23 protein-coding genes are annotated in these 23,479 nt (G+C 56.8%); 14 read left to right on the forward strand and 9 right to left on the reverse strand.

Annotation, left to right across the window (positions count from 1 at the left end):
- Genes gsiA through gsiD form a run of 4 tightly spaced genes read left to right on the forward strand, consistent with a single transcriptional unit; the run spans position 1 to position 5,243 of the window.
- Entirely contained in the window at positions 1 to 1,875 is a 1,875-nt protein-coding gene (gsiA, locus tag JO226_RS17200) for a glutathione ABC transporter ATP-binding protein GsiA (RefSeq protein WP_293606977.1), read from the forward strand.
- Positions 1,872 to 3,410 (forward strand): glutathione ABC transporter substrate-binding protein GsiB, encoded by a 1,539-nt coding sequence (gene gsiB / locus JO226_RS17205; RefSeq protein WP_293606978.1) that lies wholly within the window; start codon positions 1,872 to 1,874, stop codon positions 3,408 to 3,410. The genes gsiA and gsiB overlap by 4 nt, the downstream gene beginning before the upstream one ends.
- The gene (gene gsiC / locus JO226_RS17210) at positions 3,410 to 4,330 is read left to right on the forward strand and encodes a glutathione ABC transporter permease GsiC (protein WP_293606979.1); all 921 of its coding nucleotides are present in this window, start codon (positions 3,410 to 3,412) and stop codon (positions 4,328 to 4,330) included. Before gsiB ends, gsiC begins: the two co-directional genes overlap by 1 nt.
- Before the next feature lies 1 nt (position 4,331).
- The gene (gsiD, locus tag JO226_RS17215) at positions 4,332 to 5,243 is read left to right on the forward strand and encodes a glutathione ABC transporter permease GsiD (protein WP_293606980.1); all 912 of its coding nucleotides are present in this window, start codon (positions 4,332 to 4,334) and stop codon (positions 5,241 to 5,243) included.
- Positions 5,244 to 5,287: 44 nt separating this feature from the next.
- Here the strand turns inward: gsiD and rimO are convergent, their stop codons facing one another.
- Both rimO and JO226_RS17225 read right to left on the reverse strand, forming a co-directional pair.
- Positions 5,288 to 6,613, reverse strand: a complete 1,326-nt coding sequence (gene rimO, locus JO226_RS17220; RefSeq protein ID WP_293606981.1) for a 30S ribosomal protein S12 methylthiotransferase RimO — start codon at positions 6,611 to 6,613, stop codon at positions 5,288 to 5,290.
- 417 nt (positions 6,614 to 7,030) lie between these two features.
- Positions 7,031 to 7,951: a LysR family transcriptional regulator gene (locus JO226_RS17225; protein ID WP_293606982.1), complete on the reverse strand. Its 921-nt coding sequence runs from the start codon at positions 7,949 to 7,951 to the stop codon at positions 7,031 to 7,033.
- Positions 7,952 to 8,245: 294 nt separating this feature from the next.
- Here JO226_RS17225 and ampC point away from each other — a divergent pair, with 294 nt between their 5' ends.
- Positions 8,246 to 9,355 carry a class C beta-lactamase gene (ampC, locus tag JO226_RS17230; protein ID WP_293607025.1) on the forward strand — a complete coding sequence of 370 codons (1,110 nt, stop codon included), beginning with the start codon at positions 8,246 to 8,248 and terminating at the stop codon, positions 9,353 to 9,355.
- 171 nt (positions 9,356 to 9,526) lie between these two features.
- Positions 9,527 to 9,910: a biofilm formation regulator BssR gene (gene bssR / locus JO226_RS17235; protein WP_293606983.1), complete on the forward strand. Its 384-nt coding sequence runs from the start codon at positions 9,527 to 9,529 to the stop codon at positions 9,908 to 9,910.
- Between the two features lie 38 nt (positions 9,911 to 9,948).
- On the opposite strand, the gene JO226_RS17240 is transcribed toward bssR, so the two are convergent.
- Positions 9,949 to 10,575 carry a glutathione S-transferase family protein gene (locus JO226_RS17240; RefSeq protein ID WP_293606984.1) on the reverse strand — a complete coding sequence of 209 codons (627 nt, stop codon included), beginning with the start codon at positions 10,573 to 10,575 and terminating at the stop codon, positions 9,949 to 9,951.
- Positions 10,576 to 10,821: 246 nt separating this feature from the next.
- Between JO226_RS17240 and dacC the strand changes: the two genes are divergently transcribed.
- Positions 10,822 to 12,030: a serine-type D-Ala-D-Ala carboxypeptidase gene (gene dacC, locus JO226_RS17245; protein ID WP_293606985.1), complete on the forward strand. Its 1,209-nt coding sequence runs from the start codon at positions 10,822 to 10,824 to the stop codon at positions 12,028 to 12,030.
- On the opposite strand, the gene deoR is transcribed toward dacC, so the two are convergent.
- Both deoR and ybjG read right to left on the reverse strand, forming a co-directional pair.
- A complete protein-coding gene (deoR, locus tag JO226_RS17250; RefSeq protein ID WP_293606986.1) occupies positions 12,025 to 12,792 on the reverse strand; it encodes a DNA-binding transcriptional repressor DeoR in 768 nt (255 codons plus the stop codon). The genes dacC and deoR overlap by 6 nt on opposite strands.
- A gap of 72 nt (positions 12,793 to 12,864) precedes the next feature.
- The gene (gene ybjG, locus JO226_RS17255) at positions 12,865 to 13,473 is read right to left on the reverse strand and encodes an undecaprenyl-diphosphate phosphatase (RefSeq protein ID WP_293606987.1); all 609 of its coding nucleotides are present in this window, start codon (positions 13,471 to 13,473) and stop codon (positions 12,865 to 12,867) included.
- 259 nt (positions 13,474 to 13,732) lie between these two features.
- On the opposite strand from ybjG, the gene JO226_RS17260 reads away from it, so the two are divergent.
- Positions 13,733 to 14,962 (forward strand): MFS transporter, encoded by a 1,230-nt coding sequence (locus JO226_RS17260; protein WP_293606988.1) that lies wholly within the window; start codon positions 13,733 to 13,735, stop codon positions 14,960 to 14,962.
- Between the two features lie 30 nt (positions 14,963 to 14,992).
- On the opposite strand, the gene JO226_RS17265 is transcribed toward JO226_RS17260, so the two are convergent.
- Together JO226_RS17265 and JO226_RS17270 are read right to left on the reverse strand one after the other, a co-directional pair.
- Positions 14,993 to 15,805: a Cof-type HAD-IIB family hydrolase gene (locus JO226_RS17265; RefSeq protein ID WP_293607026.1), complete on the reverse strand. Its 813-nt coding sequence runs from the start codon at positions 15,803 to 15,805 to the stop codon at positions 14,993 to 14,995.
- Complete coding sequence (locus tag JO226_RS17270) at positions 15,805 to 17,007, reverse strand: MFS transporter (protein ID WP_293606989.1); 1,203 nt, start codon at positions 17,005 to 17,007, stop codon at positions 15,805 to 15,807. The genes JO226_RS17265 and JO226_RS17270 overlap by 1 nt, the downstream gene beginning before the upstream one ends.
- Positions 17,008 to 17,090: 83 nt before the next feature.
- Between JO226_RS17270 and JO226_RS17275 the strand changes: the two genes are divergently transcribed.
- On the forward strand, positions 17,091 to 17,657 hold the full coding sequence (locus JO226_RS17275; RefSeq protein WP_293606990.1) for a TetR/AcrR family transcriptional regulator: 567 nt from the start codon (positions 17,091 to 17,093) through the stop codon (positions 17,655 to 17,657).
- A 136-nt stretch (positions 17,658 to 17,793) separates the two neighbouring features.
- On the opposite strand, the gene JO226_RS17280 is transcribed toward JO226_RS17275, so the two are convergent.
- Complete coding sequence (locus JO226_RS17280; protein ID WP_293606991.1) at positions 17,794 to 19,479, reverse strand: aspartate:alanine antiporter; 1,686 nt, start codon at positions 19,477 to 19,479, stop codon at positions 17,794 to 17,796.
- A 259-nt stretch (positions 19,480 to 19,738) separates the two neighbouring features.
- Between JO226_RS17280 and JO226_RS17285 the strand changes: the two genes are divergently transcribed.
- Complete coding sequence (locus JO226_RS17285) at positions 19,739 to 20,113, forward strand: inner membrane protein YbjM (protein ID WP_293606992.1); 375 nt, start codon at positions 19,739 to 19,741, stop codon at positions 20,111 to 20,113.
- A gap of 15 nt (positions 20,114 to 20,128) precedes the next feature.
- Here the strand turns inward: JO226_RS17285 and JO226_RS17290 are convergent, their stop codons facing one another.
- Entirely contained in the window at positions 20,129 to 20,392 is a 264-nt protein-coding gene (locus tag JO226_RS17290; RefSeq protein ID WP_013366944.1) for a GrxA family glutaredoxin, read from the reverse strand.
- A 175-nt stretch (positions 20,393 to 20,567) separates the two neighbouring features.
- On the opposite strand from JO226_RS17290, the gene JO226_RS17295 reads away from it, so the two are divergent.
- From JO226_RS17295 to JO226_RS17310, 4 genes are all read left to right on the forward strand, one after another.
- The gene (locus tag JO226_RS17295; RefSeq protein WP_293606993.1) at positions 20,568 to 20,858 is read left to right on the forward strand and encodes a DUF1418 family protein; all 291 of its coding nucleotides are present in this window, start codon (positions 20,568 to 20,570) and stop codon (positions 20,856 to 20,858) included.
- Positions 20,842 to 21,564, forward strand: a complete 723-nt coding sequence (gene nfsA / locus JO226_RS17300; protein WP_293606994.1) for an oxygen-insensitive NADPH nitroreductase — start codon at positions 20,842 to 20,844, stop codon at positions 21,562 to 21,564. The genes JO226_RS17295 and nfsA overlap by 17 nt, the downstream gene beginning before the upstream one ends.
- Positions 21,565 to 21,633: 69 nt before the next feature.
- Positions 21,634 to 22,536 (forward strand): 30S ribosomal protein S6--L-glutamate ligase, encoded by a 903-nt coding sequence (gene rimK / locus JO226_RS17305; RefSeq protein WP_293606995.1) that lies wholly within the window; start codon positions 21,634 to 21,636, stop codon positions 22,534 to 22,536.
- 88 nt (positions 22,537 to 22,624) lie between these two features.
- The gene (locus tag JO226_RS17310) at positions 22,625 to 23,104 is read left to right on the forward strand and encodes a YbjN domain-containing protein (RefSeq protein ID WP_293606996.1); all 480 of its coding nucleotides are present in this window, start codon (positions 22,625 to 22,627) and stop codon (positions 23,102 to 23,104) included.
- Positions 23,105 to 23,479 lie beyond the last annotated feature (375 nt).

A 23,479-nucleotide genomic window follows, 5' to 3' on the forward strand; every position in this document is an offset into this window, starting at 1 on the left:
GTGCCGCACAGTGATGAAATCGATGCCAGCGATGTGCTGGTGGTGCGCAATCTCAGCATCCGTTTTCAGCAGGAGCAGCAGGTTGTGCCCGCGGTTCGCCATCTCTCCTTTTCGCTTAAACGCGGCGAAACGCTGGCGATTGTCGGCGAGTCCGGGTCGGGCAAGTCAGTCACCGCGCAAGCGCTGATGCGCCTGCTGGATAGCGCTACGGCGGATGTCGACTGTGACAGCATATTGCTGCGGCGGCGCAATCGCGAGGTGATTGAACTCAACGAACAGTCGCCATCGCAAATGCGCCGCGTGCGTGGGGCCGATATCGCCATGGTGTTTCAGGAACCCATGACGTCGCTAAACCCGGTGTTTACCGTCGGCGAACAGATTGCCGAGTCTATCCGGCTGCACCAGGGGCTCGGGCGGGATGATGCCCTGAAGGAAGCGAAAAAGATGCTCGACCTGGTGCGTATCCCGGAGGCGGAAACCATACTGTCCCGCTACCCGCATCAGCTTTCCGGCGGCATGCGTCAGCGGGTGATGATCGCCATGGCGCTTTCCTGCCGTCCGGCGGTGCTGATCGCCGATGAGCCGACCACGGCGCTGGATGTCACTATTCAGGCGCAGATCCTCCAGCTTATCGATGTACTGCAAAAAGAGATGTCGATGGGGGTGATTTTTATCACCCATGATATGGGCGTGGTGGCGGATATTGCCGATCGCGTGCTGGTGATGTACCAGGGCGAGGCGGTGGAAACCGGCCGCGTGGAGCAGATTTTCAGCGCGCCGCAGCATCCCTATACCCGCAACCTGCTGGCGGCGGTGCCACGACTGGGCGCGATGCGGGGCAGCGACCTGCCTCGCCGTTTCCCGTTAATCAATCCGGTGACGAAAGCACCCGAGCGCGAACCGGAGCAGGATACCGTCATCCCCGGCGAACCCATCCTTCAGGTGCGCGACCTGGTCACCCGTTTTCCTCTGCGCAGTGGCCTGTTAAACCGCATTACCCGTGAGGTTCACGCGGTGGAAAAGGTGAGCTTCGATCTCTGGCCTGGCGAAACGCTGTCGCTGGTGGGGGAGTCCGGGTGCGGGAAATCGACCACCGGTCGCGCGCTGCTGCGGTTGGTGGAATCGCAAAGCGGCGCCATCACCTTTAACGGTGAGCGCATGGATACCCTGAAAGCCGGACAGCTTCAGCCCCTGCGCCGCGATATCCAGTTTATTTTCCAGGATCCGTGGGCCTCGCTCGACCCGCGCCAGACGGTGGGTTACTCAGTGATGGAGCCGCTGCGGGTGCATGGGGTGATGTCGCACGAAGACGCCCAGCGGCGGGTTGCGTGGCTGCTGGAGCGCGTCGGCCTGCAGCCGGAACATGCCGCGCGCTATCCGCACGCGTTTTCCGGCGGCCAACGTCAGCGTATCTGTATTGCCAGAGCGCTGGCGCTCAACCCGAAAGTGGTGATCGCCGACGAGGCCGTTTCAGCGCTGGACGTGTCGATTCGCGCGCAAATCATCAACCTGCTGCTCGATTTGCAGCGGGAGATGGGCATCGCGTACCTGTTTATTTCCCACGATATGGCGGTGGTCGAACGCATCAGCCATCGCGTGGCGGTGATGTACCGCGGGCGGATCGTTGAGATGGGGCCGCGCCGCGCTGTATTTGAGAATCCGCAGCACCCGTATACCCGCAAACTGATGGCGGCCGTTCCGGTGGCCGACCCGACGCATCAGCGCCCGCAGCGTGTGCTGCTGTCAGATGAACTGCCGGGGAACATCTATCGGCGGGGGGAAGAGATTGCCAGCGTTCCGCTACAGCAGGTTAGCCCCGGCCACTTTGTGGCGCGTGAGGATACGACCGCTTATAACTTCAGGAGAACAACATGACACAACGCGTTTCTGGTAAAGGGATGTTGGCGCTGGGCGTACTCTCCGCGCTGGCGGCTTTCCCGGCGTTTGCAGCCAAAGATGTGGTGGTGGCGGTGGGCTCGAACTTCACCACCCTGGACCCGTATGATGCTAACGATACGCTGTCGCAGGCGGTGGCCAAATCGTTCTATCAGGGGCTGTTTGGTCTTGATAAAGACATGAAGCTGATGAACGTGCTGGCCGACAGCTATACCGTGTCGGCGGATGGTCTGGTGTATACCCTCAAGCTGCGCCAGGGGGTCAAGTTTCAGGACGGCACCGATTTTAACGCCGAGGCGGTGAAGGCGAACCTCGATCGCGCCAGCAACCCGGACAGCCACCTTAAGCGCTACAACCTGTACAAAGACATCGCCAGCACCGAGGCGGTCGACTCGTCGACGGTAAAAATCACCCTTAAGCAGCCGTTCTCGGCGTTTATTAATATTCTTGCTCATCCGGCAACCGCGATGATCTCCCCGACGGCGCTGAAAAAATATGGCAACGAAATCGGCTTTCATCCGGTGGGTACCGGGCCTTATCAGCTCGACACCTGGAACCAGACCGATTTTTTGAAGGTGAAAAAATTCCCCGGCTACTGGCAGCAGGGGCTGCCGAAGCTGGACACCATCACCTGGCGTCCGGTTGTCGACAACAATACCCGCGCGGCGATGCTGCAGACCGGCGAAGCGCAGTTCGCCTTCCCGATCCCTTACGAGCAGGCGGCGTTGCTGGCGAAAAACAGCAAGCTGGAACTGGTGGCGAGCCCCTCAATCATGCAGCGCTATATCAGCATGAACGTGACGCAAAAGCCATTTGATAACCCGAAGGTGCGCGAGGCCATCAACTACGCCATTAATCGTCAGGCGCTGGTGAAAGTGGCGTTCGCCGGTTACGCCACACCGGCGACCGGGGTGGTGCCGCCGTCGATTGCCTACGCCCAGCAGTATCAGCCGTGGCCGTACGATCCGGCGAAAGCGCGAGCGCTGTTGAAAGAGGCGGGCTACCCGGATGGTTTTAGCACCACGCTATGGTCATCGCATAACCACAGCACTGCGCAGAAGGTGCTGCAGTTTACCCAGCAACAACTGGCGCAGGTGGGGATTAAAGCGCAGGTCACCGCGATGGATGCCGGTCAGCGCGCGGCGCAGGTCGAGGGTAAGAGCCAGAAAGAGAGCGATGTCAGGATGTTCTATACCGGCTGGTCGGCCTCCACCGGGGAGGCTGACTGGGCGCTGTCGCCGCTGTTCGCTGCGCAAAACTGGCCGCCTGTGCTGTTTAACACTGCGTTTTACAGCAACCCGCAGGTGGATAAAGACCTGGCCGATGCGCTGAAAACGAACGATCCGCAGGCAAAGGCGCAGCTGTATAAAGCCGCTCAGGATATCATCTGGAAAGAATCGCCGTGGGTGCCGCTGGTGGTGGAAAAACTGGTGTCCGCGCACAGTAAAAACCTCACCGGTTTTTACATCATGCCGGATACCGGGTTTAGCTTCGAGGAGGCCGACCTGAAGTAATGCTCAACTATGTCATTAAGCGACTGCTGGGGCTTCTCCCTACGCTGCTGATCGTAGCGGTGCTGGTGTTTTTGTTTGTGCACATGCTGCCAGGCGATCCGGCGCGGCTGGTGGCCGGGCCGGAAGCTGACGCGCAGGTTATCGCCCAGGTGCGTCAACAGTTGGGGCTGGATCAGCCGCTGCACGTCCAGTTCTGGAACTATATCGGCAACGTTCTGCAGGGGGATTTCGGCATCTCGATGGTGTCGCGCAGACCGGTCAGCGAAGAGATAGCCAGCCGCTTTCTGCCGACGCTCTGGCTGACGCTGACCAGCATGGTATGGGCAGTGATTTTCGGTATGGCGATGGGGATTGCCGCGGCGGTCTGGCGAAACCGCTGGCCCGATCGTCTGGGTATGGCAATTGCGGTCACCGGTATCTCGTTCCCGGCTTTTGCGCTCGGCATGCTGCTGATGCAGGTGTTTTCGGTTGAGCTGGGCTGGTTGCCGACGGTCGGCGCCGACAGCTGGCGGCACTACATCTTACCCTCCCTCACGCTCGGCGCGGCGGTTGCGGCGGTGATGGCGCGCTTTACCCGCGCGTCGTTCGTTGAGGTGCTCAATGAGGACTATATGCGCACCGCCAGGGCGAAAGGGGTGAGCGAAACGCGGGTGGTGCTCAAGCATGGCCTGCGCAATGCGATGATCCCGGTGGTGACGATGATGGGGTTGCAGTTCGGCTTTCTGCTCGGCGGCTCTATCGTGGTGGAGAAAGTGTTTAACTGGCCGGGGCTCGGACGTTTGCTGGTGGACTCGGTGGAAATGCGCGATTATCCGGTGATTCAGGCGGAAGTACTGCTGTTTTCACTGGAGTTTATTCTTATCAATCTGGTGGTGGACGTACTCTATGCGGCCATCAACCCGACTATCAGGTACAAGTAAAGTGCGACTGTTAAACTGGCGTCGCCAGGCGGTAATGAACGCCATGCCGATGCTGGCATCGGGTCAGGTGCGAACGCCGTGGCATGAGTTCTGGCGGCGTTTTCGCCGTCAGCCCGTGGCGATGGCGGCGGGGATCTTTGTCCTGCTGCTGATTGTGGTGGCGATCATCGCCCCGTGGATAGCGCCGTTCGATGCTGAAAACTATTTTGACTATGATCGCCTGAACGAAGGGCCGTCGTTGTTGCACTGGTTCGGCGTCGATTCGCTGGGGCGGGATATCTTTAGCCGGGTGTTGCTCGGCGCGCAGATTTCGCTGGCCGCTGGGGTTTTTGCGGTGCTGATAGGCGCCGCGATTGGTACGGTGCTGGGGCTGGCGGCCGGATACTACGAGGGCTGGTGGGATCGCCTTATTATGCGCATCTGCGACGTGCTGTTCGCCTTTCCCGGCATTTTGCTGGCGATTGCGGTGGTGGCGGTGATGGGCAGCGGCATGGCGAACGTTATTATCGCCGTGGCGATTTTTTCGGTACCGGCCTTTGCCCGCCTGGTGCGCGGCAACACGCTGGTGCTTAAACAGCAGACGTTTATCGAATCGGCGCGCAGTATCGGCGCCCGCGACGGCGTCATCCTGTTCCACCATGTTCTGCCCGGTACGGTATCGTCGATCGTGGTCTATTTCACGATGCGCATTGGCGTGTCGATTATCTCCGCCGCCAGTCTGTCGTTTCTCGGGCTGGGCGCGCAGCCGCCGACGCCGGAATGGGGCGCTATGCTCAACGAAGCACGGGCGGATATGGTGATTGCGCCGCACGTGGCGCTGTTTCCGGCGCTGGCGATTTTTCTGACGGTACTGGCGTTCAACCTGCTGGGGGACGGCCTGCGCGACGCGCTGGACCCGAAGATTAAGGGGTAGGGCATAAACCCTCTCCGTTGCCGGAGAGGGTTAGAGAGGAGGGATCAGACCCGGCTACCCCACAGGTCGTACTCGTCGGCGTGCTCGACCTTAACGCGCAGTACGTCGCCAGGCTTGACGCGCGTTTCACCGTTCAGGTAGACCGCGCCGTCGATTTCCGGTGCATCCGCCATGCTGCGGCCGATGGCGCCTTCTTCGTCGACTTCATCAACGATAACCATGATTTCGCGGCCAATCTTCTCCTGCAGGCGCTCAGCGGAAATCTGCTGTTGCAGCTGCATGAAGCGGTTCCAGCGCTCTTCTTTCACCTCTTCCGGCACCTGATCGGCCAGTTCGTTGGCGGCGGCGCCTTCTACCGGGCTGTACTTAAAGCAGCCGACGCGGTCCAGACGCGCTTCTTTGAGGAAATCGAGCAGCATCTGGAAATCGTCTTCTGTTTCGCCCGGGAAACCGACGATAAAGGTGGAGCGCAGGGTCAATTCCGGGCAGATCTCGCGCCACTGCTTAATGCGTGCGAGTTGGCGGTCCACGGAACCCGGGCGCTTCATCAGCTTCAGAATACGCGGGCTGGCGTGCTGCAGCGGGATGTCGAGATACGGCAGGATTTTTCCTTCGGCCATCAGCGGGATCACGTCGTCCACGTGCGGGTACGGATAGACGTAGTGCAGACGCACCCACACGCCGAGCTTCGCGAGCTGTTCACACAGGCTGACCATGCTGGTTTTCACCGGCTCGCCGTTGTAGAACCCGGTGCGGTGCTTCACGTCGACGCCATAGGCCGAGGTATCCTGAGAGATAACCAGCAGTTCTTTGACGCCTGCGTCCGCCAGACGTTTGGCTTCGGCCAGCACGTCGCCTACCGGGCGGCTGTCGAGGTCGCCGCGCATGGACGGAATGATGCAGAAGGTGCAGCGATGGTTGCAGCCTTCGGAAATCTTAAGATATGCATAGTGACGCGGCGTCAGCTTCACGCCCTGTTCCGGCACCAGGCTCAGGAACGGGTTATGCTGCGGCTTCGGAACGTAGTGGTGCACGTGCTGCAGCACCTGCTCGTAGCTGTGCGGCCCGGTTATCTCCAGCACTTTCGGATGCACTTCGCGGATCTGATCTTCTTTGGCGCCCAGGCAACCGGTGACGATCACTTTGCCGTTTTCTTTCAGCGCTTCGCCGATCGCTTCCAGGGATTCCTGCACTGCGCTATCGATAAAGCCGCAGGTGTTGACGATAACCATGTCGGCGTTATCGTAGCTTGGCACCACGTCGTAGCCTTCGGTACGCAGTTCGGTAAGGATGCGTTCAGAGTCGACGAGGTTTTTCGGACAGCCCAGGGAGACGAAGCCGATCTTCGGCTGCTGCGTTACATTGCTCATAGCTTAAAAATTGTTCAATTATTGGAATGGTCAGGGCAGGGATTGTACAGATTTCCTCGCCGGATTTATACAGGATCTGTGTGCTCGGTGGTGGCGCCTGTCCCGCATAGCTCGTTAGTGTTACTTATCCCGGCTTTAAGCGCTGCTTATTGGAACCGTTGTTCAAATATTGTACTTTTATGGCTCATTAACTATCACGAGGCATCCAATGAGAGACATTTATTTACCGTCAAAATTAAAAATGGCAAAAACGCTGTATGCGAATGGCGTTGATTTGATTTGCATTTCTGTCGCCACAGGGCTCACGCGTCCGAAACTTATCGCCGAGTTAAACCTTGTCGACAAACCCAACACACAGCAGAAAATAAAGAAGCACTAAGCGTTACACCACCACCTTTTGTTATTCATCGAATAACATCACCCAGGAACTGCCGCCAGCATATCGACCAGCACTGAAAACAGTGTTTTATTTATTTCCTTCCGGGATGAGGCATAAATACTGAATTGTGGTAATGGAAACGGCGGCTCGATTTTCTTTAAATGGTACATGTCAGCATAAGCGGCAAATGCTTTTTCGGGGATAATACCTAAACAATTGGTTTTCGAGACGATCATTAAAATAGAGGCAAACGACGTCGTGAGCAGACAGCGCTCGCTGGAACGGAATTTTTTATCAAAAATCGTTCTGTAATAAATGACTTTCTCATTTTTCGTATTATATCCCACCAGACTGGCATCCCTGAGCATGACTTCGCTGATGGTGTCGCCATAGAGCGTATTGTGTTGAGAGGCGACCAGTACCAGCTTCATGTTGCTGACCTTCTTGCAGCTGATATTGCTGTTTTCAGTGGAAAATGTTGAAAAAACAACGTCGGCCTGTCGCATGTTGAGTAGCTCGATAATCCGTGTTTCGTTCAGGTCATCGGTGCGATGCAGCAGGCTGAGATTGTCATTCATCGAGATGATTTTTTCGGTCAATTCGGGGACGATAAGCGGAGAAATAAATGATTCCGTATATAATGTCAGCCGTTTCTTCTGCACCAGCGAGGATACCGGCAATACCGCTGATAATTCGTCGATGAGCGGGATGATATTGTCATAAAGCTCATCTGAGAATACGGTGGGTAAAAGGATGTTACCGCTACGGACAAATAAATTATCGCCCATCATTTCACGCAGTTTTCGCAATGACTGGCTGACCGCCGAGGGGGAAATCTCCAGCATGTCGGCCACTTTGCTAATGCTGCCTGCGCTATAGATTAAACAAAAAATAGTCAGCAGATTCAGATCGATTCTGCTCAATGAACATATTTTTTCCGAAACGGGAATCGTTGACATAAAACCCCTGAACGTCATCATAGCGACCGTAAGCGTCTATCAAAAATAGCATGCAACAGACGCTTATGCGTACCATCCCCCACTGAGAGTACGTGAATCACACCGCTGAAGTCGCTGGCGCGAATCCGCAGTAAAATTTCACGTAAGAATTGCGCCTGTACGGGCTTTTCGGCTTAATGGCGCAGGCAACATGCGTTCACGTGAGAATTGGGGAGAGAAAATGGCGAACAAACAGGGGAGTGTATTGTGGAAAAAAGACCTGTAACCCCGCTGGTGATGGCAACCGCGCTGCTGATGACGTCTTACAGCGTGATGGCGGAAAAGACGCAAAACCTCGATGAACTGGTGAACAGCACCATTACGCCGCTAATGAAACAACAGGACATCCCGGGGATGGCGGTTGCGGTGATCGTCGACGGTAAAACGCACCTCTACCATTATGGGCTGGCCGATGTGAAAAACCAGCGGCCGGTCACAGACGATACGCTGTTTGAACTGGGCTCTGTCAGTAAAACCTTTACGGGTATAGCCGGAGGCTACGCCGTACAGAGCGGCAATTTGCGTCTTACCGACCCCGTTGCCCGCTATGCGCCGCAGCTGACTTCGCCGCCGTGGCGGAAAATCACTATGCTGCAGTTGGCCACTTATACTGCAGGTGGTCTGCCGCTTCAGGTGCCGGATGACGTCGATAATGCCGATGCGTTATGGCGCTACTACCAGCACTGGCAGCCTCAGTGGGCACCGGGAACCCAGCGTCAGTATTCCAATGCCAGTATCGGTTTGTTTGGCGCGCTGGCGGTAAAAGACAGCGGCTTGTCGTTTGAAGCGTTCATGAAACAGCACGTTTTTGCACCGCTACAGCTGACGCATACCTGGATAAGCGTACCGGCAGAGGCGGAAAAAAATTATGCCTGGGGATACCGTAACGGGCAGCCGGTGCGGGTAAGCCCGGGGATGTTCGACGCACAGGCCTACGGCGTTAAAACGACGGTGAAGGATATGGCGGCGTTTATGCAGGCGAATATCGACCCGAAAGCGCTGGCGACGAAAGAGGCGGGACTGGCGAAGGCCATCACCATTGCGCAAACGGGATACTACAAAATCGGCGATATGTATCAGGGGCTGGGTTGGGAAATGTATTCTTGGCCTGTTGACGCCGAAAAGGTGATTACCGCCAGTGGTAACGATATGGCGCTCAAAGCGCGACCGGCGAAACGGCTATCGCCGCCGCGCCCGGCGACTCCGGCGACCTGGCTGCACAAAACCGGCAGTACTAACGGTTTTGGCGCCTACATCGTTTTCATCCCGGAAAAGAACGTCGGTATTGTGATGCTGGCAAACAAGAATTACCCGAACCCGGCACGGGTTAATGCCGCCTGGCAAATCTTGCAAAAGTTGCCATAAGACGACGCCTCCCGACATCGAATATGTCGACGAAGCGTTAACAACTGCTTATGTTATAAAGATTTTTTATAAAATTGTTAATCAATGATTAAATATTGACCTTGCGCATGATTCTGCTCAGAAAATGACCATACTATAACTGTGGTAATGGACAACACAGGAGGGAAATGCATGAACGTTGACAGACGGAAACGCAACCTCATGGACAAGTTGGTGAATGCGCGCATCGACATTGCCGCGTACCTCCAGCTCCGGCGTGCGAAGGGATACATGTCAGTCAGCGAGAATGACCATCTGCGTGATAATTTGTTTGAGCTCTGTGCTGAACTGCGCAACAGAAGCGCAGCAATTGCACCCTCGGTAACGCCACAGCAGCAAGAGGCGTTACATATGGCCGGAGAGGCCATGGCGTCTGCCGCCGTTTGTCTGATGACCGGGCACCATGATTGCCCTTTGTATATTGCTGTTAACGTAGAGACACTCGAGCGCTGCCTGACCACATTGGATAGTAGCATTCAGGAAATGAATGCTCTCGCGCCAATGGCGCGAGCGTAGCGTCAAGGGGGAGCCACCTCCCCCTTGTTTTGTCACCTTCAGGAAACCGGAATCATCACGATGTTCTGATAAGCAGGGCGGCGGGCCAGTTGCTGGTACCAGCGCTGCAGGTTAGGGTGCGGCTGCCAGCTGTGAATGGTTTCCAGCAGGTTATAGATAAACGGTGCGACGGCGAGGTCGCCGAGGCCGAATTCACTACCGGAAAGCCATGGCGATTTCGCCAGCGCGTCGTCCAGCATGACGAACAGCGATTCACACTGCACGATGGCGGCGTCAATTGCGGCCTGGTCGCGCTTTTCCGGCGGTGTTCTGATAAGCCCCAGCAGAATGACCCGGTGCACAGGCGATAACGTCTGATTTGCCCAGTCCATCCACTTCTCGCCTTCGGCGCGCTGTGCCGGTGATTCCACCCACAGGCGGTTTTGCCCGTACTGGGCGGCGAGATACCGCACGATGGTATTCGATTCCCACAACGTTATCTGCGTTTCGTCATCCACCAGCAGCGGCACCAGACCGTTGGGGTTTTTGGATAAAAACGCCGGGTCATGATTGAGACCAAACTGGCCTCCCGCCAGGATCTGGTTATACGGTAATTCCAGCTCTTCCAGAATCCAGCGCACCTTTTTGACGTTTGTCGAATTGTTCCTGCCCCACAGCGTAATCATGAATCACTCCCGGTTGTGTAACGATGTTGGTGAGCGTCCATGGTGGAGGAAAGTAAATCCTCAGGCAACCATCACGAAAAAAATTGTGCGTCATTCAACACAAAGCGGCGTTATTGCGTAAACTTTAAAAACTTTACCAACGCATTGTTTCTTTAAGGTCATTTGTACGCTATTACTCACCGCTTGCTGTAACACGGCTTCGGTGACGTGGCGTGTTTTTTGGAATGGATACTTTGGGTGGCTCTTATGACGCGTAATGCAGTTTCTCTTCGCGGCCTGGCGGCAGGCTCTCTTTTATTACTCTTCGTTGCCCCTGCGGTGCAGGCGGCAGAGCAGGTTCAGATGCCTGCACCTCCCCCGGTGGATGCTAAGGCGTGGATCCTGATGGATTACGCCAGCGGAAAAGTCCTGAGCGAAGGAAGCGCTGACGAAAAACTCGATCCGGCAAGCCTGACGAAGATCATGACCAGCTATGTGGTAGGCCAGGCGTTAAAAGCAGGGAAAATCAAACTGACGGACAGCGTCACCATCGGGCGTGACGCTTGGGCGACGGGCAACCCGTCGCTGCGCGGATCGTCGGTCATGTTCCTCAAACCGGGTGATCAGGTGTCGGTTGAGGATCTGAATAAAGGGGTGATTATCCAGTCAGGTAACGATGCCAGCATTGCGATTGCGGACTATGTCGCCGGCAGCCAGGACTCCTTTGTCGGCCTGATGAACAGTTATGCGCAGAAGCTCGGCCTGACCAATACCACCTTCCAGACTGTTCACGGCCTGGACGCGCCGGGGCAGTTCAGTACCGCCCGCGATATGGCGCTGCTGACCCGGGCGATGATCCACGACGTGCCGGAAGAGTACGCCATCCACAAAGAAAAAGAGTTCACCTTCAACAACATTCGCCAGCCTAACCGCAACCGCCTGTTGTGGAACGCCAGCCTGAATGCGGACGGGGTGAAAACCGGAACGACAGCGGGCGCTGGCTATAACCTGGTCTCTTCCGCCGTCCAGGGCGATATGCGCCTGATCGCGGTTGTGCTTGGCACCAAAACGGACCGTATCCGCTTTAATGAATCTGAAAAACTGCTGACCTGGGGCTTCCGCTTCTTCGAAACCGTGACGCCGATTAAACCGGACGCCACCTTCGTTGAGCAGCGCGTCTGGTACGGCGATACGAACCAGGCCAAACTGGGGGCAGGGGAAGCGGGCTCAATTACGCTCCCGCGCGGACAGCTGAAAAACCTGAAGGCCAGCTACACCCTGAACCAGCCTCAGCTCACCGCGCCGTTGGCGAAAGGGCAGGTTGTCGGCACCATCGATTTTAAACTCAATGACCAGACCGTTGAACAGCGCCCGCTCATTGTCATGGAAGCGGTCAATGAGGGCGGCTTCTTCAGCCGGATGGTTGACTTCGTGCTGATGAAATTCCACCAGTGGTTCGGTAGCTGGTTCTCATGACGGCTCGAACAGCAGCGTAATTTTGCGCTGTTTCGCCAGCGCCGTCAGCGCCTCATCGGGGCTGCGGTCGCTGGCGATAACGTTGAAACTCTGCAACTCCCCCATTCTCGCCGGACGTACTTTGCCGAATTTGCTGTGATCCACCACCAGAACATGGTACTGCGCGTGGCGCAGGGCCCACTGTTTAACCGGCAGCTCCTCCAGATTAAAACAGGTCGCGCCCTGCTCAATGTGCACGCCCGCGGCGGAGTAAAAGGCGATGTCCGGACACAAGTGGTTGAGTGTGTCTTCGAGGCTCAGGGGTTTAAAGATAGCGTTGCTGGCGTGAAACTCACCGCCGCAGAGCACAGCGCGGCACAGCGGTTTTTCCTGCAGGGCCAGAAAGGTATTCAGCGAATAGCAGACGCCGGTAAAGGGCATATCGTTATCGATGGCGTCGATAATCCAGGGGGTGGTCGTACCGCAGTCAAAAAAGGCCATCTGGTGCGGTTTTAACAGTTTTGCCGCCAGGCGGGCTGCCCGGCGTTTTTCATCGACAAGACGGGTTTTTTGATCGCTGAGCAGGTAGTGGCTCGCGCTTCGCGGCTCCAGCACGATGTAGCCGCCGAGCAACACGACAGGGCCATCCAGACTGTTGAGATCGCGGCGAACGGTCATCTCGGAGACGCCTAGCAGGGCTGCAGCCTCTTTCAGATGCAGTTTATCGCTGCGTTTGAGTGCCTGAATAAGCTGTGTGATTCGCTCTTCGCGCCGAGTTTCCATATCGCCCCTGTCACTAAAATTACCCTCGCGGCAGGCGAGGGCCAGGCGGTAATTTTACCTGCGCGTCACGGGTTAGTCACGTACCCACCCTTTTCGAATCGGTAAGGAAAACAACAGGCGATAGAGCTGCTGCAGACGTTGGTACAGCGCGGCGCCGAAGGAGAGCCACAGCCATTGGGCGATCAGACAGCCGCTCAGGCCGGAGAGGAACCCGCCCACCATATCCAGCGGCCAGTGGACGCCAAGGTACACGCGGGACCAGGCGATGGCGACGCCGATGACCAGCAGCGACAGGCCTGACCACAGACGATGCCAGAACAAAAAGGCCAGCGAGAAAGCGAAAATCGCGGTGCCGTGATCGCTCGGGAAGGAGTTATCCGGCGCGTGCTGCAGGAAGGTATGGCCCACGCCATCCACGAACGGGCGGTTATGCGGGAAAATGTTGCCGACGACCCATGACAGCGCCATGCTGATAACCAATGCCATCGCCATCTTAATGACCAACTGGCGCTGCGCGCTGATCTGAGCCTGTGGTCCCCACAGCCAGAGTATGACGGCAAGCGCCGGAATAATGAAAATCAGATCCTGGGCGATGAATGTCGCCAGCGACAGACTCCACTGCGGCGACGCGGGCGTGGCATTAATCCAGCTAAACAACGAATGATTTAAATTTTCCAGCATACTTTGCGCACTCTGACAGTTTGATGACGCTACTTACGATAAAAATCGTGTCCCCGACAGTAAACCAGCTTTATCTTAATTGTCCGGCGGTTACGATAATCTTCAGGCAACCATAATCAGGGAGTATAGGGGGAGGAACTTAAGCGAACCTTAAACAAACCTATTTGTGCTGTAACAGAGTGTGTCATGCACTTTTCACTATCGTCGTTGATACTCATTGATTACACTTCACGCGCTTTTTTTATTGCTAAGAGATTTCATGCAAAACCACTTAATTTCCGGTAAGCGCCTCGGACGTCAGGCGTTGCTTTTCCCTCTCTGTCTGGTGCTTTACGAATTCTCCACCTACATCGGCAACGATATGATCCAGCCGGGTATGCTGGTGGTGGTTGAGCAGTTTCAGGCGGGGAACGAATGGGTTCCCACCTCAATGACGGCCTATCTGGCGGGCGGTATGTTCCTGCAGTGGCTGTTAGGCCCGCTGTCGGACCGCATCGGACGCCGCCCGGTGATGCTGACCGGCGTGGTGTGGTTTATCCTCACCTGCCTTGCCACCCTGCTGGCGCAAAATATTGAGCAGTTCACGGTGCTGCGTTTTCTGCAGGGCATCAGCCTGTGCTTTATCGGCGCCGTCGGCTACGCCGCCATTCAGGAGTCGTTTGATGAAGCGGTGTGCATCAAGATAACCGCGCTGATGGCCAACGTCGCGCTGATAGCGCCGCTGCTGGGGCCGCTGGTGGGTGCCGCCTGGATCCACATCGCCCCGTGGGAGACCATGTTCGTGCTGTTTGCCGCACTGGCGACGGTGTCGTTTTTCGGCCTGCAGAAAGCGATGCCGGAGACGGCGACACGGATGGGCGAAAAACTGTCGATTAAGGCGCTGGGCCGCGATTATGCCCAGGTGCTGAAAAACTACCGCTTCGTCGCTGGCGCGCTGGCGACCGGGTTCGTCAGCCTGCCGCTGCTGGCGTGGATCGCGCAGTCGCCAGTAATTATCATCAGCGGTGAGCAGGCCAGCACCTATGAGTACGGCATGCTGCAGGTGCCGATTTTCGGCGCGCTGATCGTCGGCAACCTGACGCTGGCGAAACTGACCTCGCGCCGTACGGTACGCTGGCTGATTATCGCGGGCGGCTGGCCGATTGCCGCCGGGCTGATTCTGGCCGCTGCCGCCACGGTGGTGTCCAGCCATGCCTATCTGTGGATGACCGCCGGTTTGAGCCTCTATGCCTTTGGCATTGGGCTGGCGAATGCGGGCCTGGTGCGTCTGACGCTGTTTGCCAGCGATATGAGTAAAGGGACGGTTTCTGCGGCGATGGGCATGCTGCAGATGCTGATTTTTACCGTCGGCATCGAGGTGAGCAAACATGCTTACCAGTTGGGCGGCAACGGGCTGTTCAGCCTGTTTAACCTGCTTAATGGCGTGATATGGCTGGGGCTGATGACCTACTTCCTGTGGAATAAATCGGTGGGCAATTCGCAGCAGTGATCAATAAGCCCGGCGCTGCCGGGCTTATCATCAGGCAAAAGGCGTTTCTCGCCTCAGGATTTTATCAATGATCTCCAGCACCCCTTCCTCGTTGTTATGCGGCGCACGATAACCCGCCACCGCCTGCACCGGCGCGGCGGCGTTAGCCATCGCAAAGCCGAACCCGGCCTGGCGCAGCATCTCGAGATCGTTACCGCTGTCGCCGAAGGCGACCACCTCGGCGTCGTGGATGCCCCAGCGCTGCTGTAGCAGGCGCAAACCGTTGGCTTTGTGAATGCCGGGCATGATGAGGTCAATGTTGCCGTGACCGGTGGTGACGGCGGTCATCACGTCGCCCAGCGCTTCATGCAGCGCGGCCTGGACATCCGGCACCTGGCGGTCCGGCAGATTAAGACCGAATTTCAGGAAGGTATCGTCCAGGTTATCGAAGGTATCCACCAGCGCAAGGCGATGGTAATAGAGTGCCGCCATGGATTTCAGCGCATCGTCATAGCGGTTCAGGGTGTAGGCGCTGCGCTTGCCGCAGGCGATAATTTCCACATCAGGTAGGGTATGCAGAAAGTCCACAACGGTGCGAAAATGGTCGCGCGGCAGCGCGCAGTTGAAGACCTCTTCACCCGCGTCCACCACCCAGCCGCCGTTTTCCGCCACAAAGGCTATCTCCGCGACAATTTCCGGGAAGAAGGAGATAAGCTGCCAGTACTGGTTGCCGCTGGCGACCACAAAGCGAATGCCCTGGGCTTTCATCTGCTGGTACTGCGCGAGAAACCGCGTGCAGTTATAGCGTTTTTCATCGCTCAGGAAGGTGCCGTCCATATCTACTGCAATCAGTTTTACGCTCATCATGCATGCTCCATTACCGGTTGAGATTCAGGTTTCGCGACCGCGCGGGCGATAAACGCCGCCACGATGACCAGCGCCAGCACGGCCAGCATCGCGCTACGCAGGCCGAAATGCTCGCCGAGGAAGCCGAGCAGCGGCGGGCCGACCAGGAATGCCAGATAGCCGGTGGTGGCGACGACGCTGACGCGGGTGGGCGCGTCCGGCCCGGTGTCGCTGGCGGCGGAGATGGTCAGCGGGAAGCCGAGCGAGGCGCCAAGCCCCCACAGGATAACCGACACGCCCGCAATCCAGTCGACGTCGACAAAGATAATCAACCCGATGCCCAGCGCGCCCATCATGGCGCTGGCGCGCACGACCGCCACGCGACTGTAGCGGTCGATAAACCAGCCGCCGGTAAAGCGCCCGACGGTCATCCCCAGGGTGAAACCGGCGTAAATCAGTGAGCCGGAGGTGGGGCTGAAGCCGTGTCCGTCCACCATCAACAGCGGCAGCCAGTCGTTAGCCGAGCCTTCGGCAAAGGCCATCGCCAGCACGATGACGCCAATCAGCATCAGTTGGATATCGCGGTAGAACGGCACGCCTTTATCGCCATGGGCGGTGTTGTCGGCGCGGTTCTTCCCGGTACCGTCGGGAATGGCTTTGATGGCGATCATGATAGGCAGTATGCCTGCCAGCGCCGCCAGCAGAATGTGCAGCGTCGCCGACAGGCCAAAGGCGGTCAGCGCCATCCCGACACCGGCCCCAACAAGGGTGCCGAAGCTGTAAAAGCCATGCATCATCGGCAGCACGGTTTTGTTCATCTCGCGCTCCACCACGGCGCCTTCGACGTTGATAGCGACTTCCGCCGCGCCGAAACTGCCGCCGAAAATCATCAGACCAAAGGCGAACAGCAGAGGAGAAGCCTGCCACAGCGCACCGCTCAGGATGGCCATGCCCAGCACTGCGCAGGACATGGTGGTGCGGATAACCTTACGGGTGCCGAAGCGTTTTACCAGCCAGGCCGAACAGAGAATGCCGCTCATCGAACCGACTGAGAGCCCAAACAGCACTACGCCCATACCGGCGGTCGACAGTGAGAGCATATCGCGGATAGCGGGCGTGCGCGTAGCCCAGGAGGCCATCAGCAGCCCGGGTAAAAAGAAGAACATAAACAGCGCCCACATGCGAAGCCGCAGGGCGTTACGGGAAGAGAGCGATGTCATCCATTCATGGCCTGTACAAAGAGAAGCAGAGACAACACTAACAAGGTTGTGTACATTTGTACATAAATCAGGAGGGGAAAAATATGGCTCGCCGACCCAACGACCCGCTGCGCCGGGAGCGTATTATTCAGGCCACGCTCGACACCATCGCCCGCCACGGTATTCAGGCGGTGACGCACCGTAAAATCGCCCTGTGCGCCGATGTGCCGCTGGGGTCGATGACCTACTATTTCAGCGGCATCGATGCGCTGCTGGAGGAAGCGTTCAACAGCTTTACCGTACAGATGTCGCTGCAGTACCAGGCGTTTTTTAATGACGTCTCAACACCTGACGAGGCCTGCGACGCCATCACCGCGCTGATTTCCGGCGCCGAGGTGACCACCGCGCGCAATATGGAGTTGATGTATCAGATGTACGCCTTCACCAGCTGCAAACCGGCGCTGAAAGGGATAATGCAGGACTGGATGCAGCGCAGCCAGCAGACGCTCGGGCGCTGGTTCGATGCGCCGACCGCGCGGGCGCTGGATGCGTTTATCGAGGGTATGACGCTGCACTTCGTCACAGACCGCGCGCCGCTTGGCCGCGAGGAGATTCGTCAGATGGTGGGGAGAATTGCCGGGGAGCAGAAACAAAAAACCCATCAACCTTGAACCAAAAATGGCGGGGTTGATGGGCTCCACAAAATGGGGACATCAAAGAAAAGCAGTGGCACTACTTATGACTGATGCCCGATTAAAAAGTTCTGCACTTCACAAAAATTTTTTTTGCTGGTTGCAATCTTCGGTTTTATCCAAGCCCCGGCCAGATGATGACAATGAGTGTACCTGCCAATGTTAACAAAACGTTAGCGATAGCGTAGGTGCCTGCGTAGCCCAGCGCCGGGATGTTGCTGCGCGCGGTATCGCTGATAATTTCCATCGCTGGCGCGCAGGTTCTTGCCCCCATCATTGCGCCGAACAGCAGCGCGCGGTTCATGCGCAGCACATAAGCGCCGAACAGGAAGCAGATAACGACTGGTGCCAGGCTGACAATCAGGCCCGCGACCAGCATCTGGCCGCCCACGGCGCCAAGCCCGTGGCCGATGCCGCTGCCCGCGCTGAGGCCGACGCCTGCCATAAACACCATCAGACCAAACTCTTTCACCATATTCAGCGCCCCCTGCGGGATGTAGCCGAAGGTCGGATGGTTGGCGCGCAGGAAACCCAGCATGATACCCGCGAACAGCAGGCCCGCGGCGTTGCCGATGCCGAAGCTGAATGAGCTGAACTGGAAGGAAATCATCCCGATCATCAGGCCGACGATGAAAAAGGCACAAAATGCTAAAAGATCGGTCACCTGGCTGTGAATGGAAATAAAGCCGATGCGATCGGCGATGGTTTTGACGCGGCGGGCGTCGCCGCTGACCTGGAGCACATCGCCTTTGTTCAGCAAGATGTTATCGTCGATAGGCATCTCAATCTGGCTGCGGATCACGCGGTTCAGGAAGCAGCCGTGGTCGGTGAGCTTCAGCTGCGCCAGACGGCGGCCGACCACATTGTGGTTTTTCACGACCACCTCTTCAGTGACGATGCGCATGTCCAGCAGGTCGCGGTCAAACACCTCTTTACCGTTGCGAAAACTCGGGTCGAGGCGGGCATGGGCATCCGGGTAGCCGACCAGCGCGATTTCATCGCCCATCTGCAGCACTGCGTCGCCGTCCGGGTTCGCCAGGATACCGTTACGGCGAATACGCTCGATGTAGCAGCCAGTCTGGCGGTAGATGCCAAGCTCGCGCAGATTCTTGCCGTCAGTCCAGGCTACCAGCTCCGGCCCGACGCGATAGGCGCGGATCACCGGCAAATAGACCTTGCGGTTGGAATCGGCGTCCAGGCCGCGCTCGCGGGCGATTTGCTGGGCGCTGGTCTGCAGATCCTGATGCTGTAACTTCGGTAAATAGCGCGCGCCGAGGATCAGGCTCACCAGGCCAATCAGGTAGGTCAGGGCGTAGCCCAGGCTCAGGTGGTCGAGTGCGGAGGTTAGCTCGCTTCCCGACATGCCGGAGTGCCGCAGGGTATCGCCTGCGCCCACCAGCACCGGGGTAGAGGTCATGGAGCCTGCAAGCATACCGGCGGTCAGGCCGATATCCCAGCCGAACAGCTTACCGAGTCCCAATGCGATCACCAGCGCGGAGCCGACCATGACCAACGCCAGCATCAGATAATTCTTACCGTCGCGAAAGAAAATAGAAAAAAAGTTAGGGCCAGCTTCCACGCCGACGCAAAAAATAAACAGCATAAAACCGAGATTCAATGCATCAGTGTTAATGCTGAAATGCTGTTGGCCTAATAACAGAGAGACCACTAAAACGCCAATGGAATTACCCAGTTGGATGGAGCCAAGGCGCAATTTACCCAGACACAGGCCCAGCGCCAGCACCACGAATAATAACAGGATGTAATTCCCATTTAACAAATCTGCGACGTTTATATTCACGGAAGCTAACTTCTTGTTTACTAGTAACTTGTTGAAAGGAATGGTTATTTAGGCTAAGGTTTTTCCCAGGTATGACGGGAAACGGTAACGTTCTTCTGCTTGCCGATAACCTTCAAATTAAGGCCGCTAGTTTAATCGTTCCTGTAGACGACGGCTAGTAACAATCGTTTGTAATCACGTGGGTACTTGCAGGCATGGAATGCCGTAAAACTTTATCTGGGCGTAGTGGAAGTTCGATAGAGAGACGTCAGGAGGAATTGTGAAGACTGAACGTGGCTGGGCGGGCGTTATCTGTTGTTTTGTCCTGTTTATTATCGTGTGCCTTTTTCTGACCTTGCGCATCGGCGATGCGTTTCGCACGTCCGGGCATTCGGAACTGGGACTGCTTTTTTTTGTTATTCCTGGTGTCATCGCAAGCGTTATCTCGCCAAAACGGCGGCTGATGTTGCCTCTGCTGGGCGCGGTGCTGGCGATGCCGGTATGTTTGTTGCTGATGCGTCTGGGGCTTGTTTCCACCCGCTCCTTCTGGCAGGAGCTGGCGTGGCTTTTCAGTGCGGTATTCTGGTGCGGGCTGGGGGCGTTGTTCTGGCAGTTTATCCGGGTTATCGCCGGGGAGAAGCGTGGACGCGAGTAGCGCCCACGCTGCGGCTTACGCGTACAGCCCGAGGTTGGCTTTCGCCCAGGCTTCGAAATCGGTAAAGCCGCCGATGTGCTGTTGATCGACGAAAATCTGCGGTACGGTTTCCACCGGTTTGCCGACAGTTTTCTGCAGATCTTCTTTCGAGATCCCTTCCGCGTGGATATCCACATAACGGTAATTGAAATCATCGCGCTCATTGGTCAGTTTTTCTGCCAGCTCTTTTGCACGTACGCAGTAAGGGCATCCTGGACGACCAAAAATAACGGTAAACATATTTCTCTCCTGAGATGAGTCTGCGCCTGACGGCGAATACCGTTATGATGCCGGGAGTGGGGCGAAGAAGAAAGAAGGTTTTGCCTGTTGCTTTGATGACTTCTGGCTATTTTCGTTAAATACAGCCTGAGTTCGCCTCGCTATAATGATTCATCTTTGTGGATGGAGAAGGACTATGCGTTCGCTTGGATCGTTACCGAAAAGCGTGCTGATACTGGAAGGCATCGGCATGGCGCTGCTGGCGCTGGCCTGGCTTTCGCTCAAACAGTATGTCTCGCTACCCGCGCCGTTTGGCAGCGAGCTTGCTGGCGTCATCATGATTTTCGCCGGTATTGTTCTGATGCTCCCGGCGGCCGTTGCGCTGATGTGGGGAATGGCGCAAACCGTCGCGCCGCAACTGATGCGCCGTAACGACAAACCTTCTTCACCGTCTGACCAGGAAAAACGAGATGACGCCGACCATTGATCTGCTGCGCAGCCACCGCTCCATTCGCCACTTCACTGATAAACCCATCACTTGCGCACAGCGCGAAGCGATTATCGCCAGCGCCCAGGCGGCCTCCAGCTCCAGCTTTTTGCAGTGCAGTTCCATTATACGCATTACCGACCCGGCGCTACGCGAACAGCTGGTGGCGCTGAGCGGCGGGCAAAAGCACGTCGCGCAAGCGGCGGAGTTTTGGGTTTTTTGTGCGGATTTTAACCGCCATCTGCAAATTTGCCCTGAGGCGCAACTGGGGCTGGCGGAACAGCTGCTGCTCGGCGTGGTGGATACGGCGATGATGGGGCAGAGCGCGATGGCGGCGGCGGAGTCGCTCGGCCTTGGCGGCGTCTTTATCGGCGGGATTCGTAATAATATTGAGTCCGTCACCGGACTGCTGAAGCTGCCGGTGCACGTGCTGCCGCTGTTTGGCCTGTGTCTGGGCTGGCCTGCGGATGACCCGGGCGTAAAACCGCGCCTGCCAACCAGCCTGGTGGTGCACGAAAACCAGTATCAGGCGGTCGATGCGGCTGAGCTTGCCCGCTATGATGAAGAGATGGCGAACTACTATCTTTCCCGCGGCAGCAATACCCGCCGCGATACCTGGAGCGATCACATCCGTCGCACCATCGTTAAAGAGAACCGTCCGTTCATTCTGGACTATTTGCATAAACAGGGCTGGGCCGTACGCTGAGGCCATTCATCCTGAGCCAGACTATGTGTATGATACGCCAGCTTTCAGGTCTTCATTGCGAGGTGCAGGGTGAAAATTGCCATATTGTCCCGGGACGGAACGCTCTGGTCCTGTAAACGTCTTCGTGAGGCCGCCATGCAGCGCGGCCACCTGGTCGATATTCTCGACCCCCTGTCCTGCTATATGAACATCAGCCCGGCAGCCTCGTCTATACACTATAAAGGCCGCCAGTTGCCGCATTACGATGCAGTTATCCCGCGTATTGGTTCCGCCATTACCTTCTACGGTACGGCGTCGCTGCGTCAGTTCGAAATGCTGGGCAGCTATCCGCTCAATGAGTCCGTCGCCATCACCCGCGCCCGCGACAAGCTGCGCTCGCTGCAACTGATGGCGCGTCAGGGCATTGACCTGCCCATCACCGGCATAGCCCACTCGCCGGATGACACCAGCGATCTTATCGACATGGTCGGCGGCGCGCCGCTGGTGGTGAAGCTGGTCGAAGGCACTCAGGGCATCGGCGTGGTGCTGGCGGAAACCCGTCAAGCGGCGGAGAGCGTGATTGATGCCTTTCGCGGGCTCAATGCCTATATTCTGGTGCAAGAGTATATCCAGGAGGCCAAAGGCTGCGACGTCCGCTGCCTGGTGGTGGGGGATGAGGTGGTTGCTGCTATCGAGCGGCGCGCAAAGGACGGCGATTTCCGCTCCAACCTGCACCGCGGCGGCGTGGCGACTGTCGCCGCCATCACCCCACAGGAGCGGGCCATTGCGCTGAAGGCAGCGAGTACGCTGGGGCTTGACGTGGCGGGTGTCGATATTCTGCGGGCCAACCGTGGGCCGCTGGTGATGGAGGTTAACGCTTCGCCAGGCCTGGAAGGGATTGAGAAAACCACCGGTATTGATATTGCGGGCAAGATGATCCAGTGGATAGAGCGTAACGCACATCCCGGTTATTGCCTGAAAACTGGCGGATGATCGCCATTTTCGCCCGTTTCGTAGCGTCAAACGGGTTTTTTGCGTAATCTATGGCGGTTTACTTTCATAGCAAGAGGTCTGAGGTATTATGGATTCACTCGTCGTTCCGGGTCTGGATACGTTACGTCAATGGCTCGACGAAATGGGCATCAGCTTCTTTGAGTGCGATACCTGTCAGGCGCTTCATCTTCCGCACATGCAGAATTTCGACGGCATTTTCGATGCCAAGCTCGATCTGGTCGACAACGTGCTGCTGTTCTCGGCGCTGGCGGAGGTCAAACCATCGGCGCTGCTGGCGCTGGCCGCCGATCTCTCCGCGATTAACGCCAGTTCGCTTACAGTGAAAGCGTTTATCGATATTCAGGACGACAACCTGCCAAAACTGGTGGTCTGCCAGTCGCTGTCGGTCGGCGTGGGCGTGACGTGGGAACAGTTTGAGTGGTTCTTCCGCCAGAGTGAAGAGCAAGTCTCCATGGTTATCCTCGAAGCGGCGGCGCATCAGTTGCTGTTTAAGTCGGAAGAAGAGGAGCCGACAGAGGAAGAGATTCAATACCATTTTCTCCACTGATCCCGAGAGTCATTAACGCAGTCGCTGCCAGTGCGACTGCGTTAATCCCGCGTATCTGCTGCTTTTAACATCTTCTTAAAGAATTTTTCACCACCTCTCCGCCGCTATTGGCTTACGCCATAAAGTGATCTTGCATAAAAAATTGATAAAAAACGTTTTTTAACCTGAGCTATGGCCTCAATCCCTGGCTAAAGTTATTCTTGCGAAGCCTGAAAAAGGGCCGCGTGAAAACCTGCGATTATCGCGATGTAACGCGGAATATCCTGCGGCAATCGCGAGCAATGCGTGCCGGGAGAGAACCTCTCTCCTTTTCTTTGCAGACTGACAAAATATGCATGAGTTTTGCATGCTTTAAAGTGCGTTTGTTTAGTCCGA

Origin of the sequence: Pluralibacter sp. (genome assembly GCF_019237635.1) — a bacterium.
GTDB lineage: Bacteria > Pseudomonadota > Gammaproteobacteria > Enterobacterales > Enterobacteriaceae > Enterobacter_B.

What these genes read in the sequence shown, in the direction of transcription:
- deoR (WP_293606986.1), bottom strand. Translation starts at nt 12,792, where the DNA reads ATGGAAACTCGGCGCGAAGAGCGAATCACACAGCTTATTCAGGCACTC.
- nfsA (WP_293606994.1), top strand. Translation starts at nt 20,842, where the DNA reads ATGACGCCGACCATTGATCTGCTGCGCAGCCACCGCTCCATTCGCCAC.
- ybjG (WP_293606987.1), bottom strand. Translation starts at nt 13,473, where the DNA reads ATGCTGGAAAATTTAAATCATTCGTTGTTTAGCTGGATTAATGCCACG.
- JO226_RS17265 (WP_293607026.1), bottom strand. Translation starts at nt 15,805, where the DNA reads ATGAGCGTAAAACTGATTGCAGTAGATATGGACGGCACCTTCCTGAGC.
- JO226_RS17275 (WP_293606990.1), top strand. Translation starts at nt 17,091, where the DNA reads ATGGCTCGCCGACCCAACGACCCGCTGCGCCGGGAGCGTATTATTCAG.
- gsiB (WP_293606978.1), top strand. Translation starts at nt 1,872, where the DNA reads ATGACACAACGCGTTTCTGGTAAAGGGATGTTGGCGCTGGGCGTACTC.
- dacC (WP_293606985.1), top strand. Translation starts at nt 10,822, where the DNA reads ATGACGCGTAATGCAGTTTCTCTTCGCGGCCTGGCGGCAGGCTCTCTT.
- rimO (WP_293606981.1), bottom strand. Translation starts at nt 6,613, where the DNA reads ATGAGCAATGTAACGCAGCAGCCGAAGATCGGCTTCGTCTCCCTGGGC.
- JO226_RS17260 (WP_293606988.1), top strand. Translation starts at nt 13,733, where the DNA reads ATGCAAAACCACTTAATTTCCGGTAAGCGCCTCGGACGTCAGGCGTTG.
- JO226_RS17270 (WP_293606989.1), bottom strand. Translation starts at nt 17,007, where the DNA reads ATGACATCGCTCTCTTCCCGTAACGCCCTGCGGCTTCGCATGTGGGCG.
- ampC (WP_293607025.1), top strand. Translation starts at nt 8,246, where the DNA reads ATGACGTCTTACAGCGTGATGGCGGAAAAGACGCAAAACCTCGATGAA.
- gsiC (WP_293606979.1), top strand. Translation starts at nt 3,410, where the DNA reads ATGCTCAACTATGTCATTAAGCGACTGCTGGGGCTTCTCCCTACGCTG.
- bssR (WP_293606983.1), top strand. Translation starts at nt 9,527, where the DNA reads ATGAACGTTGACAGACGGAAACGCAACCTCATGGACAAGTTGGTGAAT.
- JO226_RS17240 (WP_293606984.1), bottom strand. Translation starts at nt 10,575, where the DNA reads ATGATTACGCTGTGGGGCAGGAACAATTCGACAAACGTCAAAAAGGTG.
- JO226_RS17290 (WP_013366944.1), bottom strand. Translation starts at nt 20,392, where the DNA reads ATGTTTACCGTTATTTTTGGTCGTCCAGGATGCCCTTACTGCGTACGT.
- JO226_RS17225 (WP_293606982.1), bottom strand. Translation starts at nt 7,951, where the DNA reads ATGTCAACGATTCCCGTTTCGGAAAAAATATGTTCATTGAGCAGAATC.
- JO226_RS17295 (WP_293606993.1), top strand. Translation starts at nt 20,568, where the DNA reads ATGCGTTCGCTTGGATCGTTACCGAAAAGCGTGCTGATACTGGAAGGC.
- JO226_RS17310 (WP_293606996.1), top strand. Translation starts at nt 22,625, where the DNA reads ATGGATTCACTCGTCGTTCCGGGTCTGGATACGTTACGTCAATGGCTC.